General features: G+C 60.0%; 12 protein-coding genes. 8 read left to right on the top strand and 4 right to left on the bottom strand.

What is annotated here, in order from left to right:
* Positions 1-2: 2 nt before the first annotated feature.
* The gene (locus ACRRSD_RS03170; RefSeq protein ID WP_435037082.1) at positions 3-257 is read right to left on the bottom strand and encodes a carboxymuconolactone decarboxylase family protein; all 255 of its coding nucleotides are present in this window, start codon (positions 255-257) and stop codon (positions 3-5) included.
* A gap of 38 nt (positions 258-295) precedes the next feature.
* On the opposite strand from ACRRSD_RS03170, the gene ACRRSD_RS03175 reads away from it, so the two are divergent.
* Positions 296-616, top strand: a complete 321-nt coding sequence (locus tag ACRRSD_RS03175; protein ID WP_435037083.1) for a hypothetical protein — start codon at positions 296-298, stop codon at positions 614-616.
* Positions 617-641: 25 nt separating this feature from the next.
* Here the strand turns inward: ACRRSD_RS03175 and ACRRSD_RS03180 are convergent, their stop codons facing one another.
* Positions 642-1,226, bottom strand: coding sequence for a TetR/AcrR family transcriptional regulator (locus tag ACRRSD_RS03180; protein ID WP_435037084.1), 585 nt, complete (start codon positions 1,224-1,226; stop codon positions 642-644).
* A gap of 212 nt (positions 1,227-1,438) precedes the next feature.
* On the opposite strand from ACRRSD_RS03180, the gene ACRRSD_RS03185 reads away from it, so the two are divergent.
* The 4 genes from ACRRSD_RS03185 (at position 1,439) to ACRRSD_RS03200 (ending at position 7,755) form a co-directional block, all read left to right on the top strand.
* Entirely contained in the window at positions 1,439-2,116 is a 678-nt protein-coding gene (locus tag ACRRSD_RS03185; protein ID WP_435037085.1) for a type 1 glutamine amidotransferase domain-containing protein, read from the top strand.
* A gap of 104 nt (positions 2,117-2,220) precedes the next feature.
* Complete coding sequence (locus ACRRSD_RS03190; RefSeq protein ID WP_435037086.1) at positions 2,221-3,345, top strand: alkene reductase; 1,125 nt, start codon at positions 2,221-2,223, stop codon at positions 3,343-3,345.
* Between the two features lie 280 nt (positions 3,346-3,625).
* A complete protein-coding gene (locus ACRRSD_RS03195) occupies positions 3,626-5,164 on the top strand; it encodes a cryptochrome/photolyase family protein (protein WP_435037087.1) in 1,539 nt (512 codons plus the stop codon).
* Positions 5,165-5,292: 128 nt separating this feature from the next.
* Complete coding sequence (locus ACRRSD_RS03200) at positions 5,293-7,755, top strand: PAS domain-containing protein (protein ID WP_435037088.1); 2,463 nt, start codon at positions 5,293-5,295, stop codon at positions 7,753-7,755.
* Here ACRRSD_RS03200 and ACRRSD_RS03205 read toward each other — a convergent pair.
* Positions 7,717-9,264, bottom strand: coding sequence for a sensor domain-containing diguanylate cyclase (locus ACRRSD_RS03205; protein ID WP_435037089.1), 1,548 nt, complete (start codon positions 9,262-9,264; stop codon positions 7,717-7,719). The genes ACRRSD_RS03200 and ACRRSD_RS03205 overlap by 39 nt on opposite strands.
* Positions 9,265-9,529: 265 nt before the next feature.
* On the opposite strand from ACRRSD_RS03205, the gene ACRRSD_RS03210 reads away from it, so the two are divergent.
* Positions 9,530-10,786, top strand: a complete 1,257-nt coding sequence (locus tag ACRRSD_RS03210; protein ID WP_435037090.1) for an MFS transporter — start codon at positions 9,530-9,532, stop codon at positions 10,784-10,786.
* Between the two features lie 211 nt (positions 10,787-10,997).
* Positions 10,998-12,020 carry an alpha/beta hydrolase gene (locus tag ACRRSD_RS03215; RefSeq protein WP_435037091.1) on the top strand — a complete coding sequence of 341 codons (1,023 nt, stop codon included), beginning with the start codon at positions 10,998-11,000 and terminating at the stop codon, positions 12,018-12,020.
* 85 nt (positions 12,021-12,105) lie between these two features.
* Here ACRRSD_RS03215 and ycaC read toward each other — a convergent pair whose 3' ends face one another.
* The gene (gene ycaC / locus ACRRSD_RS03220; RefSeq protein ID WP_007915995.1) at positions 12,106-12,738 is read right to left on the bottom strand and encodes an isochorismate family cysteine hydrolase YcaC; all 633 of its coding nucleotides are present in this window, start codon (positions 12,736-12,738) and stop codon (positions 12,106-12,108) included.
* 211 nt (positions 12,739-12,949) lie between these two features.
* On the opposite strand from ycaC, the gene ACRRSD_RS03225 reads away from it, so the two are divergent.
* Positions 12,950-14,536 carry a sensor domain-containing diguanylate cyclase gene (locus ACRRSD_RS03225; RefSeq protein ID WP_435037092.1) on the top strand — a complete coding sequence of 529 codons (1,587 nt, stop codon included), beginning with the start codon at positions 12,950-12,952 and terminating at the stop codon, positions 14,534-14,536.
* The last annotated feature ends 91 nt before the right edge of the window (positions 14,537-14,627 follow it).

Here is a 14,627-nt window from a genome sequence, read left to right on the forward strand (position 1 = left end):
AGTCAGCCCGGCGCGCGCGGGCTGAACAGTTCCTTGAACACCGGCACGGCGGAAAACGCATTCGGCCATCCGGCATAGAACGCCAGTTGGGTGATCATTTCCGCCGCTTCGGTCTGGGTCAAACCGTTGTCCATCGCCCGACCCAGGTGATAACCGACCTGGCCTGTCTGCCCGTTGGCCACCAACGAACTGACCGTGCTCAGGCTGCGATCACGGGGCGCCAGACCCGGGCGTTTCCAGACTTCGCCAAACAACATGGCATTGGTGCAACAATCACAACGAGGTGTGTTGAGTCATGTATCCGACGACGCCGGACGGGCGCTATTTTGTGGTCAGGCAGCAGCTCTGGCGCTGCAGCAATCCGGCGCTGCTGCCCGCCGAGCGTCAGCACCTGGTCAGCGAACTGATGACAGCGCGGCGCGCGGTCAAAGAGGCGAAGCACAATGACGATGCCGACGCGCTGAAGTCAGCGCGAGCCGAGGTGCTGAAGGCCAAAGTAGCCTTGGGCGAACGGGGCCCGGTCTGGTGGGATGACGGCAGCCCGGACTACAACCGGTATAAAGTCAGCAACACACCTTACGCCGAGTGGTATCGAGAATTGATCGCCGGGCAATGATGCCTCGGCCCACAACGGCCACCGCTCATACCGCCAGCAGTTGTCGGGTCATCGCCATCGATGTCTGCAGGGATTGCCCGGTGCGCTGCAACTTGTTCAACAAACTGGCGCCCAGCCACAGCTGATACAGGGTTTCCGCCAGATGCCGGGCGTCACCCTGGGGCAGGCTGTTTTCGGCTTGACCCTGTTCGATGCAAAGCGCAATGCGCGCCACCACTTGCTCGGCGCCGTCGCGCAAAGTGAGGCGCATCGACTCCGACAAGTCGGCGACTTCGGCACTGAGCTTCACCACCAGACATTCGTCACCGTGCCCTTCGAGTGTGCAGCGGTTCTGCCAGCCCTGCCAGTAATCCATCAGCCGCTCATAGGCGCTCAGCCCCGGCAGCGTCAGGCGCCGCTCCATGTCGGCGAGATAGTCGACGAAGTAATCCGCCAACAACGCCTGGCCGTACAACTCTTTGGATTTGAAGTAGTGATAGAACGAACCCTTGGGCACACCGGCGGTTTGCAGGATTTCATTGAGGCCGACACTGGTGAAGCCCTTCTCGGCCATCATCCGGTGGCCGGTGTCGAGCAAGTGTTGGCGGGTGTCGTCGTAGGTCGGTTTCATCGGGCGCAAATTACCAGGCAATAGACCAGTCGTATTTTCGTAGGAACGGAAGTTTGCCATACCTGTCGATGAAAAACCCTTGGAGAAAAAATTACTAGACGACTGGTCTAATAGGAATCTATGCTGCGCCCCGACAAACGTTTTCTGACCGGTGTGGCCGATGTGCGAATCCTTCGCTCAATCGAAGACACCTGATCGACTCAAGGTGCTCTATGAAAATCCTGATGGTTTTGACTTCCCACGATCAACTCGGCAACACCGGCAAGAAAACCGGCTTCTGGCTGGAAGAGTTCGCCGCGCCCTACTACGCCTTCAAGGATGCCGGCGCCGAGGTCACGCTGGTCTCGCCGGCCGGTGGCCAACCGCCGCTGGACCCGAAAAGCGATGAGCCTGATGCCCAGACGGCCGAGACCGATCGCTTCCGTAAGGACCCGGCCGCAAAGCAGGCACTCGCCAATACCGGTCGCCTGGCCGACGTCAGCGCCGATGATTTCGATGCGGTGTTTTACCCGGGCGGCCACGGCCCGCTGTGGGACCTGGCCGAAGACAAGCAGTCGATCGCGTTGATCGAAGCGTTTGACCGCGCTAACAAGCCACACGGCTTTGTCTGCCATGCGCCCGGTGTATTGCGTCACGTCCTCTCCGCTGACGGCAAACCGCTGGTCCAGCATCGCCAGGTCACCGGTTTCACCAACTCCGAAGAGGAGGCCGTTGGCCTGACGGAAGTGGTGCCGTTCCTGATCGAGGACGAGTTCCAGCGTCTTGGCGGTTATTACTCGAAAGTCGCTGACTGGCAGGTTCACGTGGTCGCCGACGGACAACTGGTCACTGGCCAGAATCCGGCCAGTTCTGCCGCTGTCGCAAAAAAACTGCTGGAGATGTTGGGCTAAAACCTCGCGTCCAACCTCCCAAACGCCGGGTGCGTCTTGCCCGGCGTTATTTTTTCACCCAATCATTAGTCGACTGGTCTAATAAGGCACGAACAAGGTAACCCATGAATAGCAGCCCGTTCTTCACCCCCGCCAAACTCGGCCATCACACCCTGAAAAACCGTATCGTCCTGCCGCCCCTCACCCGCCAGCGCAGCACCCAGCCGGGCAATATCGCCAATGAGCTGATGGCCGAGTATTACCAACAACGTGCCGGCGCCGGTCTGCTGGTCACCGAAGGCACACAGATCGAACCCCGTGGCCAGGGTTATGCGTGGACGCCGGGCATTCATACGCCTGAACAAATCGCCGGTTGGCGCAAAGTCACCGAGGCCGTGCATGCCGTGGACGGGGTGATTTTCGCCCAGTTGTGGCACGTCGGCCGTGTCTCCCACACCGCGTTGCAACCTAACGGCGCGGCGCCGGTTTCCGCCTCCGCCGTGGCCACCGATCGGGTCAGCGTGTTTATCGAAACCGCGCCCGGCGCCGGTGAACTGGTGCCGCCGTCGGCACCTCGTGCGCTGAGCACCGATGAAGTGCAGGAACTGGTTCAGCTGTACATCCAGGCCGCTCGCAATGCCATGGACGCCGGCTTCGACGGCATCGAGTTGCACTGCGCCAACGGTTATCTGGTGAACCAGTTCATCTCCGCCCACAGCAATCTGCGCGACGATCAGTTCGGCGGCTCGCTGCACAACCGCCTGCGCTTTCTCAAGGAAGTGGTCGCCGGCGTCGCCGAGTGCATCGGCAAGGAAAAAGTCGGCGTACGTTTCGCCCCGCTGTTCACCACCACCGATGAAGCGCGCACTTACCTGGGCATGGTCGAGGAAGATCCGCATGCCACTTACATTGAAGCGATCAAAGTGCTGCAGGACGTGGGCATTGCTTATCTGTCGATCGCCGAAGCCGACTGGGACAACGCGCCTGCGATGCCACAAACGTTTCGTCAGGCGGTGCGCGACACCTTCAGCGGCGCGATCATTTATGCCGGGCGTTATACCGCAGAATCCGGTGCGCAACTGCTCGATTCCGGGCTGGCAGACTTGGTCGCATTTGGCCGCCCGTTCATGGCCAACCCCGATCTGCCGGCGCGCATTGCCAACGACTGGCCGTTGAATGCGTTGAACCCGGCGACGGTGTATGGCGGCACCGCTGAGGGCTACACCGACTACCCCGTTTATCCCGGCTAATCCTTTCAAGACACAGTAAACGCTCCCGAAATATCGGGAGCGTTTATCCGAGTCGGAGTACAAGCCCTTGTGGGAGCGAGCCTGCTCGCGAAAGCGGCGTGTCAGTCACTCACAATGTTGAATGTGACGACGCCTTCGCGAGCAGGCTCGCTCCCACAGGTGGGATGTGAACATTCACCGCACAAAAACCTATACACAGACTACAATCTGTACAACTATCTGGACTTAACATGTAAACGTCCATTCGGCAGCTCGCTGCTCACTACGCTGAATCCGTGAAATGAACAAAACCCACCGGCTGTGCCTCGTTCTGGGTGACCAGTTATCGTTTGATCTGGCTTCATTGGCAGGTCTGGATCGCAAACAGGATCGTGTGCTGCTGGTCGAGGTCATGGAAGAAGCCAGCCACGTTGCTCATCATCCGCAAAAGATCGCCTTGATCTTCAGCGCCATGCGTCACTTCGCTCAGGCGCTGGAGAACCAGGGCTTCCAGGTGCATTACGTGACCCTCGACGATCCGCAGAACAGCGGTTCGGTACCCGGCGAATTAAAGCGCTGGCAGGCGCTGCTGCAAGCGAACGAGGTGCACCTGACCGAATGCGGCGACTGGCGTCTGGAGCAATCACTGAAAGATTGTGGCTTACCGATCCACTGGCATACCGACAACCGCTTCCTGTGCAGCCGCGACGAATTCCGCGCGTGGGCCGCGGGCAAAAAGCAGCTGCGCATGGAGTTCTTCTATCGCGAGATGCGCCGCAAAAGTCGCCTGCTGCTCAACGGTGACGGCACGCCCGTCGGCGGCGCGTGGAACTTTGACACAGACAATCGCAAAGCCTTGCCCAAATCCGTCAAGGCGCCCTACCCGACTGGATTTACCAACGACGCCATCACCGTTGAAGTCCTCGCACTGGTCAAGAAGCGCTTCGCCAGTCACTACGGCAGCCTGGATGATTTCAACTATCCGGTGACCCATGCCGATGCCCAGGCGCTCTGGGACTGGTTTCTCGATTACGGCCTGGCCGGGTTCGGCGATTATCAGGACGCCATGGCCAGCGACGAACCGTTTCTGTTCCATGCGCGCATCAGCGCCGCGCTGAACATTGGTTTGCTCGATCTGCGCCAACTCTGCGCCGATGTGGAGTCGGCCTATTGGTCAGGCAACATTGCCCTGAATGCCGCCGAAGGCTTCATCCGCCAACTGATCGGCTGGCGCGAATATGTCCGTGGCGTTTACTGGCTGCACATGCCGGAGTACGCCGAGGGTAATGCCTTCGGTAACACGCGGCGCCTGCCAGAGTTTTACTGGACCGGTGACACGCAGATGAACTGCATGCGCCAGGCCATCGGCCAAAGCCTGAAACACGCCTACGCCCATCACATTCAGCGCCTGATGGTCACCGGCAATTTCGCCCTGCTCGCCGGCATCGCGCCGAGCCAGATTTGTGAGTGGTACCTGGCGATTTACATGGACGCTTTCGACTGGGTCGAGCTGCCCAACACCCTCGGCATGGTCATGCACGCCGACGGCGGTTACCTCGGTTCCAAACCTTATTGCGCCAGCGGCCAGTACATCAACCGGATGTCCGACTACTGTCGCGACTGTGCTTACTCGGTGCACGAAACCACGGCTGACAACGCTTGCCCGTTCAACGCGTTGTACTGGCATTTTCTGATGCGCCACGGTGACCTTCTGCGCGGCAATCAGCGCATGGGCATGATGTACAAAAACCTTGATCGCATGCCGCCGGAAAAACAGCAGGCACTATGGCAACGCGGACAAAGCCTGCTCGACAGACTGGATCACAGCGAATCGCTATGAAAACGCCTGGGCCCTGGGTCGGCGTGCAACTTAACCATGAAGCGCCGGGTCAATGGCTCACAAAGCTTGCGAACCCGATGGCTTCAAACACGCCAATTGAACGCAGATCCACAATCAACGCATGAAGGGTGAACATCCTGAAACAGCTTACTCGCGAGGAGCTTGAGTCTGAGGTCACGCGCCTGCGTCTGGCCGTCAAGGCGACCTGCGACGCCGTCTGGGACTGGGATCTGAAAACCAATCAGGTCATCTGGAACGACTCGCTGCAACAGGCGTATGGCTACGCGTCAGCAGCCATCGAGCCGACGTGTGACTGGCGGTTTGCGCAGATTCACACACAGGACCGTTCGCGCGTGACAACCTCGATTCGCTCGGCAATTGACGGCTCTGGCACGACCTGGAGCGCTGAGTACCGCTTCCTCTGCCACGATGGTTCATACGCCGAAGTGCTTGATCGCGGACACCTGATCCGCAATGCCGATGGCAAGGCCGAACGCATGATCGGGGCGATGCTCGACCTGACCCGCTCACGCAGCGCCGAAACCGCACTGCGCCAGAGTGAAGAGCGCTTCAGCACCATTCTGGAAACCATCGAGGCGGCGTTCGCCATCGTCAAAGTCAAATTCGACGCCGACGACCACCCCATCGATTACTACTTTGTCGAAGCCAACCCGGCGTTCGAACGACAGGCCGGGGTCAACCTGCGCGGCAAGTGGGTCACCGAGTTTGCGCCCAACCTGGAGAAATTCTGGTTCGAGACCTACGGCCATGTGGCCAAGACCGGCGAGCCCGCCAACTTCGAGAACTACGCCAATACCTTCGAACGCTGGTTCGATGTGCGCGCTGTGCGTGTCGGCGACCCGGCCGATCGGCAGATTGCGATTTTCTTCAGCGATGTCACCGAGCGCCGCGACGCGCAAGAACGCTTGCGCATCAGCGAGGCCGTCGCCCGGGAAAACGTCGAACGTGTGCAGCTGGCCCTGGCCGCCGGCGCCATTATCGGCACCTGGCACTGGCATTTGCCCAGCGATCGTTTCAGCGTCGATGAGGCCTTCGCGCGGGTGTTCGACCTCGATCCGGCCTGGGGTCTCGACGGTCTGAGCCTGGAGCAAGTGGTGCAGACCGTTCACCCGGACGACAGGGTCGGACTCACAACCGCCATCAACGAAGTCATTGCCCGTGGAGGTGCCTATTCGCACCAATATCGAGTGCGCGGTGCGGATGGCAAATACACCTGGATTGAAGCCAACGGACGCGTCGAATGTGCCGAAGACGGCACACCTGTACGCTTTCCCGGCGTGCTCATCGATGTCGAAGACCGGCGCAATGTCGAAGCCGAGCGCGACCGGGTCACCGCCGCGTTAAAGACGCTCAACGACACACTGGAACAACGAGTCTCGGCGCGCACCGCAGAACTGATGCAGGCCGAAGAGAAGCTGCGGCAATCGCAGAAAATGGAAGCGGTCGGGCAACTCACCGGCGGCCTGGCCCATGACTTCAACAACCTGCTGGCAGGCATTTGCGCCTCCCTTGAGCTGATGGAAAAACGCATCGCCCAAGGCCGTCTCAACGACATCGACAAATACATGCTGATCGCTCAGGACGCGGCCAAACGCGCCACCGCCCTGACCCATCGCCTGCTGGCCTTCTCCCGGCGGCAGACCCTCGATCCACGGCCGACCGAAGTCAACGCACTGATTGCCGGCATGACCGAACTGATCCAGCGCACCGTCGGCCCGAGCATTCGCCTGAAGACGGTCGTCGCGGCCGATTTGTGGCCGGCGCTGGTCGATGCCAGCCAACTGGAAAACGCCCTGCTCAACCTATGCATCAACGCCCGCGATGCGATGCCCGATGGCGGCAGCATCACCGTCGAAACCGCCAATCGAACCCTGGATGCTGAATCAGCGCGCGTACGGGAAATGCCCGAAGGGCAATACCTGTGCCTGTCGGTTGCGGACACCGGTACCGGTATGAGCGCTGAAGTGATGGCCAAGGCCTTCGACCCGTTTTTCACCACCAAACCGTTGGGCCAGGGCACGGGCCTTGGGCTGTCGATGATTTACGGTTTTACCAAACAATCCGGCGGGCAGGTGCGGGTGCAATCGACCGTTGGCCAAGGCACCACCATGTGCGTCTACCTGCCGCGCTATCTCGGCGAAACACAGCGCAATCACGATGACACGCAAAGCTCGGCAACGCCGCATGCCAAGGCCGGCGAGACTATCCTGATTGTCGACGACGAACCCACCGTTCGCACGCTGCTCAAAGACGTGCTGAACGACCTCGGCTATAACCTGCTCGAAGCGGCCGACAGCGTTGAAGGGCTGGAGACACTGCGCTCCAGCGCGCACATCGATTTGCTCATCACCGATGTCGGCTTGCCGGGCGGCATGAACGGCCGGCAGATGGCCGATGCGGGCAGGCAAATCAGGCCGAAGCTGAAGACTTTGTTCATTACCGGGTATGCGGAAAACTCGGTGATCGGTAACGGTCAGCTCGGCCCGGGCATGCAGGTGCTGACCAAACCTTTTGCCGTCGACACGTTGGTGTCACGGGTGGGTGGCCTGCTGTCCATCGACGTCGAGTGAGGGTTGCGCAGCGGATTTCATCAACCTGTTGCGCCCTGCCGTTTTCGCTTGATACAGCGCCTGATCGGCGCTCTCGATCAGCGCGTTCACCGGCTCCAGGCACGGACCACGCGCAGCGGCAATACCGATGCTCAGGCTCACCCGGGCCAACGGACTGGTCGGGTGAGCGATGTTGGTTTGCTGCAAGCGCTCAATCATCAGCTGCGCAACCACTGCTGCGCCGTCAATGTCCGTGTCGGGCATGATCACGGCAAACTCTTCGCCACCGTAGCGCGCCACCAGGTCCGACGGTCGCCGCACACACTCATCCAGCACATGACCGACAGCTTGCAGGCAGGCATCACCGGCAACGTGCCCGAACGCATCATTGAAGCGCTTGAAATAGTCGATATCGATCATCAGCAACGCCAGCGACGTCCCGTCGCGCTGTGCCCGCCGCGCCTCGGTGGCCAGGGTTTCGTCGAAGCAACGCCGATTCGCCAGGCCGGTCAGCGCATCCTTCATCGCCAACAGCTCCAGTTGCCGATTGGAGCCGAGCAACTGCTGTTGCGCGATGCGCAGTTCACCTTCCACCTGGGTTCGACGGCGGATGTCGAGAATCAGGAACCAACCGATCAGACCGGTAAGCCCCAACAACCCCGCCACCACCACCGCCGATAGCAGCGCCTCGGTTCGCCAGGCTGCGAGGGCTTCACGCTTGCCGATGGCGACCGTGGTGATCAGCGGCAATTTCTCGCTTTTGCGAAAGGCGTAGAGACGCTCGACGCCATCCAGGCTGGAGGTATACGACGCGGTGCCGACCGATTGATCGACCAGGTACTTGGCGTAGATCGGCGACTTGGAAAAATTGCGGCCCATGTCCTGTTCGCGGAAGGGGTAGCGCACCAGCAACGTGCCGTCGGTATACGACAAACCGATGGCGCCCTCCTGACCGATGTCGAGTTTGCCGAACAGGCGCAGAAAGTTTTCCACGCCCAGGGTCACGGCGACGACCCCGGCAAACTCGCCGCGATCATCGTTGAAACGGCGGCTGACGGTGATCACCCATTCCTGATTGGAACGGCTACGGATGGGTGGCCCGATAAAGGGTTCGCGGCTCGGGTCGTCGCGATGATGAATGAAGTAGGCCCGATCACTACTGTTGGCCCCCGCCGGTATCGGTCGATTCGACGACATCAGCCAATGGCCCTGACGGTCATAGATGGTGATCCCGCTCATTTGTGGCATCAACGGCTGCTGGCGGTTGATCAGCGCACTCAGGCGCTGGATCTGCGTGGGGCCACTGCCTTCGGTTTCCAGGCGTTCGACCAGGCCGAGCAGCAGCAGCGAACTTTGCCGGACAATGCCTTCGGAATAGGTCTCGAGTGCCTGGGTCAGGTTCAACCCGTGCACGTTGACTTCCTCCAGCGCGCGATCGCGCGAGGACAGCACTTTCCAGATGGTCAGCGACGCCAGAGAGCAGCCGATGACCAGCAGCAAGAGAATGACGAGGTGGGTATCACGCTTCACGAAAGCACCTTATGGAAAGTCCGGTTTCCCGTTCCGGCCGTTACTGATTCAAGGCAATAACAGCGGTCGTATGTCCTCGACCGGCGCAAGGATACAAGTAGCGCGTTGAACGCGCAGCAACGGCGTGACGGAACGTCGTTTTCAGCCCCTTGGCGTTGTTTCGCAACGACACGACAGCGGCCTGCAACTTATATTCACGGGCGCAGGTCATTAGGCTTGCTGAGGTTGAATCCATCCGCAGACCTCGACTATTGAAGACACTGCCGTGGCCGCTGACCTCGATCGCCGCAATAACCTGTCACTGGACAGCCTGAACTTTTTCCTCGCCGACGTGCGCGACGGTCTTGGCCCTTATCTGGCCATTTACCTGTTGGCGGTGCATCACTGGGAGCCGGCCAGCATTGGTCTGGTGATGACCATCGCCGGGGTCGCCGCGCTGATCACCCAGACGCCAGCCGGCGCCTGGGTCGACAACAGCCGGCGCAAACGTGCGTTGATTGCGATCGCCGCGCTGCTGGTGACGGGCAGTTGCCTGCTGCTGCCGTTCGTGACGTCCTTCACTTGGGTGGCGTTGACGCAAACCCTGAGTGCAATGGCCGCCTCGATATTCGCCCCGGCCATCTGCGCTATTACCTTGGGCATGACCGGACCACGAGCATTTACCCGTCGAACCGGGCGCAATGAAACCTTCAATCATGCCGGCAATGCCTGCGCCGCCCTCCTCGCCGGCGTATTCGCGTATCTGTTCGGCCCGGTGGCGGTGTTCTATCTGATGGCGGCCATGGCCCTGGCCAGTGTCATCGCCATTGCCTGCGTGTCGCCAGAAGCGATCGATCATGATCAGGCCCGCGGACTGGATCCGGCCAATGCTGACCAGCGCCAGCCTTCCGGGTTATCCGTGCTGCTGGGTAATCGCTCGCTGTTGCTGTTCGCCATTTGCTGTGCGCTGTTCCATCTCGCCAATGCGGCGATGTTGCCGCTGGTGAGCCAAAAACTCGCGCAAGCCAATTTGCAGATGGCCACCCCACTGACCTCCGCCTGCATCGTCGCGGCGCAGTTGGTCATGGTGCCGGCGGCATTACTGGTCGGGGCGAAAGCCGATGTGTGGGGGCGCAAACCGCTGCTGCTGGCCGGTTTTCTGATCCTGCCGTTGCGCGGTGTGCTCTATACGCTGTCGGGCGATGCTTACTGGCTGGTCGCGGTGCAGATGCTCGACGGTGTCGGCGCCGGCCTGTTCGGTGCCTTGTTTCCGATCATGGTCAAAGACCTCACACAGGGCACCGGCCACTTCAACATCAGCCTCGGCGCACTGACAACCGCCTTTGGACTGGGCGCGGCACTGAGCAACGGCCTCGCCGGGTTCGTTGTGCAGGAGGCTGGTTACAGCGCGGCGTTTCTGACCTTGGCCGGTATTGCGGCGGTGGCGGTTGTCCTGCTCGCGATCGGGGTTCCGGAAACCCAGCGCAACGGTCGTCAGGCTGAAAGCGGATTGGTCGAGGCCAGCACTGAATCCTCTGCGTAATCCATATCCCTTCCCTGCCCTCTCATTGCCGCCATTTCTACTCTGCGCGCTGCGCCAAACGGCCGCGGCGGATGCGCGTGGCGTTGAAAATCCAGATTCAGTGGATCAGGCAAGCAATCCAGAGGAATGCACTACGGCGCTGAGGAGCTGATCGAGAGAATGTTCGGGCACAGGCTCAGACGAATAAACCCTCAATCGCAAGGACATTCCAGTGAAAGGTTTTTGCTTGGCCTTCGGGCTGCTCTTCAGTACTTTTTCAGCCATGGGAGCCGATATGTCGAACGGCGCAGACAACTTCTACACCAGCGATAAAGTGACCGTGGAAAAGGTCACCTTCAAGAACCAGTACGGGATGAAGGTCGCAGGCAATCTGTTCAGCCTGAAGAACCTTGATCCACAGTCAAAAAATGCCGCGATCATCGTCGGCCACCCGATGGGCGCAGTGAAGGAGCAAAGTGCCAATCTCTACGCGACCAAAATGGCCGAACAAGGCTTTGTCACGCTGTCGTTCGACTTGTCCTTCTGGGGCGAAAGCGAGGGCCTGCCACGCCAGTCGGTTGCGCCGGACATTTATGCCGAAGACTTCAGCGCGGCGGTGGACTTTCTCGGCACTCGCCCACTGGTCGATCGCGAGCGTATCGGCGTTATCGGTATTTGCGGCAGCGGCAGCTTCGCCATCAGTGCCGCCAAGATCGACCCACGTTTGAAGGCGATTGCCACCGTCAGCATGTACGACATGGGTGCTGCCAACCGTAACGGCCTCAAACATTCGCTCACGCTAGCGCAACGCCAATCCATCATTGAACAGGCGGCGCAGCAGCGTAACGCGCAGTTCTGGGGCGGCCCGATCCGCTACACCGGCGGCACACCGCTGAAACTCACCGGCAACGCGGTGGGTGACGAGTTCTACGACTTCTACCGCACACCGCGTGGTCAGGTCACGCCGACCGGCGCTTCGCCGCAGACCACCACCATGCCGACGCTGGTCAGCAATGTGAAGTTCATGAACTTCTACCCGTTCAATGACATCGAGAGCATCTCCCCGCGTCCGCTGCTGTTCATTGCCGGTGCTCAGGCGCACTCCCGCGAATTCAGTGAAGACGCGTACCAGCGCGCGGCCGAGCCCAAAGAGTTGCTGATCATTCCAGGGGCCGGCCATGTCGACTTGTACGACCGGGTCAAACTGATTCCCTTCGCCAAATTGACCGAGTTCTTCAGCCATAACCTGAAGTAACGCCATCGCAACGCTGCCAGCGCTTTAAAGCGCAGACACGACAAAAGCCTGCTTTGAGGGCAGGCTTTTGTCAGGTCGCGTTCGCTTACTTTTGCTGAGCGGTGAGCGCCGAGTAGCTGTTCATCAGATTGCGGTAGTTGGGGATACGCTGCGACAGCAAGTTACCCAAGCCTTCAATGTCGTTGCGCCAGTCGCGGTGCAGCTCACACGCCACCGAAAACCAGTTCATCATCTGTGCGCCGGCCTGCGTCATGCGGCTCCACGCGGCTTGTTGCACAGTGGTGTTGAAGGTGCCGGACGCATCGGTCACCACAAACACCTCAAACCCTTCTGCCAGCGCCGACAAGGTCGGGAACGCTACGCAGACATCCGTTACTACACCGGCAATGATGATCTGCTTACGGCCGGTGGCCTTGATCGCCTTCACGAAGTCTTCGTTGTCCCAAGCGTTGATCTGACCAGGACGAGCGATGTACGGCGCGTCCGGGAACATCTCTTTCAATTCCGGCACCAGCGGGCCGTTCGGGCCTTGTTCGAAACTGGTGGTGAGGATGGTCGGCAGTTCGAAGAACTTGGCCAGATCTGCCAGAGCGAGCACGTTGTTCTTGAATTCGTTTGGCGAGAAGTCCTGCACCAGAGAAATCAGGCCGGTCTGGTGGTCGACCAGCAGCACGATGGCGTCGTCTTTGTTCAGGCGGTTGTAGGTTGGTGTGGTCATGGTCTGCTTCCCTTTTGAGTTTTAGAAGTTGTTGTTGCGTTCAAGTTGGGTACAGATTACTGACGCACAGGGACGGGATAAATCGGCTGAAAAGTGTTTCACCGTCAACTCGAACAGGACAATCAGGCAATAAAGAACGCTGCGCTCCGAACTTTCTGGCGATCCTTGTCATACTGTTGCGATGCATTACGTATGAAAAAAGGAGAGGTTCATGCTCGGACGCCGTCCGCCAGAGCCGAACACCGAAGACCCGAGCAGAGCCGCTTCTGCCCGTAACGCCGTGCGCGCCGGCTCGACATTCCGCCTTACGGTCAGCTTTATGCTGGTGGTGGTACTGGCCTTTTTGACGGTCGAGAGCTGGCGCACCTGGCGCGACTATCGTGCTGCATTCGCCTCCGCGCGCGATTCAGTGACCAACCTGGCCCGCGCCACTGCACAGCATGCCGAAGACACCATCCGCCAAATGGATGTGCTGACCGCCGCCCTGAGTGAGCGGATCGAAGGCGATGGACTGCAGAACCTCGACGTGCCCCGTATTCACAAATTGCTGGTGCAGCAATCGAAAATCATGCCGCAGCTGCATGGCTTGTTTATCTACGGGGCGGATGGGCAGTGGATCGTCACCGACAAGGAGGTCACGCCCGAGACCGCCAACAATGCCGATCGCGATTACTTTCAGTACCACCGCAGCCATGATGATCGGCAAGTGCGCATCGGTGAGGTGGTCGAAAGCCGGTCGACCCATGACTTGATCATTCCCGTCTCCCGCCGCCTGAACAATCCCGATGGCTCGTTCGCCGGGGTGCTGCTGGGCACGGTCAAGGTCAGCTACTTTGTCGACTATTACGGCGACTTCAGGATCGATGACAAAGGCGCACTGGTGCTGGCCAGACGCGACGGCACCATCCTCGTGCGCCGGCCGTTCATCGCGTCGGTGATCGGCAAAAGCCTGGCCAACAGCGAGATCTTCAAGGTCTACCTGCCCAACGCCAACGCCGGTATCGCGCAAGTCCGCGCGGTGGTCGACGACACTGAGCGGTTGTATGGCTATCGCGCGCTCACCACCTATCCGCTGGTGGTCGAGGCCGGGCTTTCACGGGATTCGATCATCGAACCGTGGCAGCAGGATTTGCTGAAAAACGGCTTCGTTCTGGTGTTTCTGATTTTGGTACTCAGCGGCTTCGGCCTGGTGGTGCTGCACCAGTTGCGCCAGCGCATGGCCATGGAGCGGGAAATTCGCTACGCGCACCAGACCATGCGCGACATGGCGCTGACTGACAGCCTCACCGGGCTGGGCAACCGCCGACGCCTGGACAACGCGCTGATGGACGAAATCCGTCTGGCGCGGCGACAGGGTTCGGCGCTGTCATTGATCATGCTCGATGTCGACCACTTCAAACGCTACAACGACCAGTATGGCCATGCGGCGGGCGATGATTGCCTGAGCGCTGTCGGGCAGGCGATCCAGCAAGCGGTCAAACGACCGAGTGACCTCGCGGTGCGCTACGGCGGCGAAGAATTCACCGTGCTGTTGCCCAACACCGACAATGCCGGCGCCATTCAGGTTACCGAAGACATACTGCAGGCTATCCGCGCACTGAAACTGGAGCACGCCGGGCATCCATTGGGCTATGTCACCGCCAGCGCCGGGATTACCACTTGGCATCCAGTCGATGACACGGTAACCCCGGCGACCCTGTTGAAAGCAGCCGATACCTGCCTGTATCAAGCCAAGCAGCAAGGCCGCAATCGCTGGTGCTCACAGGGCAAGCAACCCGACATCGCGGTTATGAGCTAATAACACCTTCATTAAACCGTCGCTCAAACGTTGTACTAGGATAGGATCCAAGTCTGCGGTATTTCGTCGACCAAGGAGATCGTCGACAGTG

The organism is Pseudomonas neuropathica (assembly GCF_051174785.1).
GTDB lineage: Bacteria > Pseudomonadota > Gammaproteobacteria > Pseudomonadales > Pseudomonadaceae > Aquipseudomonas > Aquipseudomonas neuropathica_A.

Bases quoted from the DNA above. Each gene is read 5' to 3' on its own strand.
- ycaC (WP_007915995.1), bottom strand. From the start codon at position 12,738: ATGACCACACCAACCTACAACCGCCTGAACAAAGACGACGCCATCGTG.
- ACRRSD_RS03195 (WP_435037087.1), top strand. From the start codon at position 3,626: ATGAACAAAACCCACCGGCTGTGCCTCGTTCTGGGTGACCAGTTATCG.
- ACRRSD_RS03170 (WP_435037082.1), bottom strand. From the start codon at position 257: ATGTTGTTTGGCGAAGTCTGGAAACGCCCGGGTCTGGCGCCCCGTGAT.
- ACRRSD_RS03225 (WP_435037092.1), top strand. From the start codon at position 12,950: ATGCTCGGACGCCGTCCGCCAGAGCCGAACACCGAAGACCCGAGCAGA.
- ACRRSD_RS03185 (WP_435037085.1), top strand. From the start codon at position 1,439: ATGAAAATCCTGATGGTTTTGACTTCCCACGATCAACTCGGCAACACC.
- ACRRSD_RS03190 (WP_435037086.1), top strand. From the start codon at position 2,221: ATGAATAGCAGCCCGTTCTTCACCCCCGCCAAACTCGGCCATCACACC.
- ACRRSD_RS03175 (WP_435037083.1), top strand. From the start codon at position 296: ATGTATCCGACGACGCCGGACGGGCGCTATTTTGTGGTCAGGCAGCAG.
- ACRRSD_RS03180 (WP_435037084.1), bottom strand. From the start codon at position 1,226: ATGAAACCGACCTACGACGACACCCGCCAACACTTGCTCGACACCGGC.